Below are 3,401 nucleotides of genomic sequence, written 5' to 3'. Positions count from 1 at the left end.
GTTTCCAGGTGTACTACCAGTATGGGCGCTTCGGTGAATTGCGCCACTGCCAGCACATCGTTGATGGTCATGGTAATGGGATCGCCCTGTACAAACTGTGCTCCGCCACCGTTTACAATAATGTGGGTAGGCAGATGAGTGGTAATGGCATCTTCTACATCGCTGCACCAGATAGTATCCCCGGCAATATATAAACGTTGCTCGCCGTAAGTAAACACAAAGCCTGAAACTGTTCCCATCTTTTGCCCTATCTCACCGGTACCGTGCTGTCCGTTGGTGCGGTGAATGGAAATATCGTTCCAGATGAAATTACTTTCAATGGGCTGTACCCGGGTAAATCCCTGCGATTGTATCAATGCTTCATCAATAGGCTGGCAGAAGATGATCTTGTCTTTTGCGATCTGTTCCTGCGCAGCAGGATCCCAGTGATCGCGGTGGGTATGGGTAACAATAACGGCGTCTATATCATTTAATAAAGTAGTTAATTCAGTAGCCGAAACCGGGAGGTCTACCAGGGGAATGCGGTCTTCGTTAGCGGCCATGGGTACGGGATCCATAGCGGCTCTTTTGCTGAGCATGGGATCTACGAGTATGCGTTGGTTATTGATGGTGAGGAGGAGGGTAGCATGGCGCAGGAGCCGGATGGTAATGGTAGACATGGCAACGGTTTTTTGATGGGATAAATATAAGGGGATAGTCCGAGTTTTAGAGTATCCGGGATGTTGTCTTTATTGTGTATCTTTACTATACTTGTCAGTAGGTTGTTAAATTATTTTGTTATGAATACCAGGCAGCAGCAATTATTGGAACGTGTTACGATCATTCCGGGGCTCATGAGCGGTAAGCCAACCATTCGTGGTATGCGTTTTCCGGTAGGGGATATATTGGAAATGCTTGCAAATGGTATGACAGAAAGTGATATCCTGGAGCAGCATCCTATTCTGGAAAAGGATGATATTCATGCTGCGTTATTATATGCTTCTTTGAAACTGAAAAACACGGTGGTGATCCATGCTGCCTGAGGAGGCTGTTAACCTGTTAACAACTACGGATATTGCCATTATAGAACTGGATTAATCCACCCCCTACACCTTTATCCACCCCTTCAGCAGCATCCCCAACGAACTATACGCCAGCTGGTAACCTTGCGGCATTTCATCCAGCAGGCTATGAAATGTTACTACCCGCGTGCCCACCGGTTTACTATCCAGCGCCTGGTACAGCGCACGGGCATTAAAATTATACATCCCTTCAGAGTAGTCTACTTCATCGTCGATCCGGTCGTCAGATTCAACCAGGTGCTCATAAAAAGAGTTGTAAAAATAAAAGTGGTTGTACGGGGTTACATCCAAACGGGTAAAGTCGCCGTGTATAAAAGTTACATTCTCCACACCGGTCAGCGCCTGCGCTGCTTCTGCATGCTCGATCAGCTCCCTGCGTTGTTCTATTCCGTAAAAATGCTGCTCGGGGCAAAAGTGGCCACCCACCAGGCAAAATTTACCTACACCACTGCCAATGTCCAGGATCTTATCACCTGGTTTGGCTGCCAGGAATTGCGCTGCTTTTTTGGCTACGCCCAGCGGGGTCCAGTGGCGTTTGGATAATTGCCGGATACGCTCCGGGTAAATACTATCAAGATCGGCATTAGATGAAAAATAATGCGCCTGCTCTGGGTCAATCATTTCACCGTTTTTACTTTTTCCATCACAAAGTTAACCCCAAAAAATAAATCATAGTCATGATAACACCGGTAAGGCGCCATTACAGCCATCCAAACCAGTGCTTACACAACAATTCAGCTGGCCCTCTTTTCATGCAGCAGCATATTCACGGCATGTTCCAGTGAGCCGGCGCGGATCACCTCTCCTGCATTCACAAAAAAGATCTCATCTGCATTTTCAATCGTGTTCAACCGGTGTGCAATGATCACGCGGGTAGTAGTAGCCGGCAGCTGTTGCAGGATCTTTTCCAGCAGCTGTTCGGTAATGGTATCAATGTTAGCGGTGGCTTCATCTAAGATCAGGAGCTCCGGTTTGCGCAGTACTGCGCGGATGAAAGCGATCAGCTGTTTTTGTCCCAGGCTTACCGCATCTCCGCTGGTCAGGATCTTAGTATCCAGCCCCTGCTCAAAACGCGCCAGCAGGCTTTCCAGGTGGGCTTCTTTTATTACCTCGCTTAGCTGCTCGTTTGTCATGCCCACGTATTCCGCGTTACCAAACAAAATGTTATCACGCAGTGTGCCGCTGAACAGGAAAGGCTCCTGCAGTATAAACCCGATCTTGCTGCTGCGGGTGGCTGCTTCGTAAATGCGGATATCCTTACCATTCAGAAATACCTGTCCTTCCGTAGGGTCGTACAGGCGTGCTATTAAGGAGGCCGTAGTGGTTTTACCGCCGCCGGTTGGTCCTACCAGTGCATAGGTTTTACCCTGCTCCATAGTAAAGCTTACGTTATGCAGTACAGGCGGACTATCAGGATACCGGAACTGCACATTCCTGAACTCCATAACAGCCGTGTTGTTACTTTCCGCTGCAGTGGCCAGCAAAGGCAGGTCAGATTGCAGGGTAAGGATCTGTGAGATGCGGTCCCAGCCGGCCAGCGCTACCTGGAAGTTAGCCCAGAGCACAGAAAGCTGGCGTATAGGATTATAAAAGTTGGTGACGTATGCAAAGAAGCTGATGAGCATTCCAATAGTGAACTGCCCGGTAGCTACCAGGTAAATGCCATACGTAAGCACGGTTAGCTGCGCCAGCTGCGCGCATAAGCCAAACACCGGCATAAATACGTTGTTGGCCATGCCAGCGCCAATAGCAGTACCGTAGTTCTGCTTATTCACCTCATCAAAACGTTTCCGGAAATAATCCCGCCGGTTAAAGGCTATGATCACTTTAAAGTTGTTCAGGCTTTCCTGGATCTCTGCGCTCATGCTGCCGGTGCTTTTCATATTGGCGGCATTTTTCCTGCGCACCCAGGGCGAGATCAAGCGGGTGAATACCAACAACGAAAGCGCCGGTACCAGGGCTGCCCCGCCCAAACGCGGGTGAATAGACAGCAGGAAAATACCGGAACCCGTCATCAGGAATATATTGCTTACAAACTGCAGCAGGTACTGCGAAAAGAACTGGTTCACCTTATCCGTATCATTATTGATACGGGAAATGAGATCGCCGGTTTTGTTCTGGTTAAAGAAAGCTACAGGCAGCTCCTGCAGCTTGGCAAACACCGCGTTGCGCAGGTTAAACAGCATGCGCTGGCCTATACCGCCCATCAGGCGGGCCTGCAGGTAGTTGGCTATAAAAGCTGCGGTGTATACGAGCAGCAACAATCCACAAAAGAGCAGCACATTGTGGTATTGATGGTTTTGTATAAAATGATCGATCGTATAGCCGATGATGATAGGC

At 48.8% G+C, this 3,401-nt stretch carries 4 protein-coding genes; 1 reads left to right on the top strand and 3 read right to left on the bottom strand.

Features of this window, described 5'->3' with window-relative positions; translation table 11 throughout:
- Positions 1-659: MBL fold metallo-hydrolase (locus VIM87_RS14010; RefSeq protein WP_331997596.1), on the bottom strand; the 659-nt coding region annotated here is incomplete at its 3' end.
- A gap of 120 nt (positions 660-779) precedes the next feature.
- On the opposite strand from VIM87_RS14010, the gene VIM87_RS14005 reads away from it, so the two are divergent.
- The gene (locus VIM87_RS14005) at positions 780-1,022 is read left to right on the top strand and encodes a DUF433 domain-containing protein (RefSeq protein WP_331997595.1); all 243 of its coding nucleotides are present in this window, start codon (positions 780-782) and stop codon (positions 1,020-1,022) included.
- 63 nt (positions 1,023-1,085) lie between these two features.
- Here the strand turns inward: VIM87_RS14005 and VIM87_RS14000 are convergent, their stop codons facing one another.
- Both VIM87_RS14000 and VIM87_RS13995 read right to left on the bottom strand, forming a co-directional pair.
- On the bottom strand, positions 1,086-1,682 hold the full coding sequence (locus VIM87_RS14000; RefSeq protein WP_331997594.1) for a class I SAM-dependent methyltransferase: 597 nt from the start codon (positions 1,680-1,682) through the stop codon (positions 1,086-1,088).
- Positions 1,683-1,795: 113 nt separating this feature from the next.
- Positions 1,796-3,401, bottom strand: a 1,606-nt coding sequence (locus VIM87_RS13995; protein ID WP_331997593.1) for an ABC transporter ATP-binding protein, incomplete at its 5' end; no start/stop codon positions are given.

The sequence above is a fragment of the Chitinophaga sp. genome, from assembly GCF_036569125.1.
GTDB lineage: Bacteria > Bacteroidota > Bacteroidia > Chitinophagales > Chitinophagaceae > Chitinophaga.
This window is presented reverse-complemented; position numbering and strand designations above follow the sequence as displayed.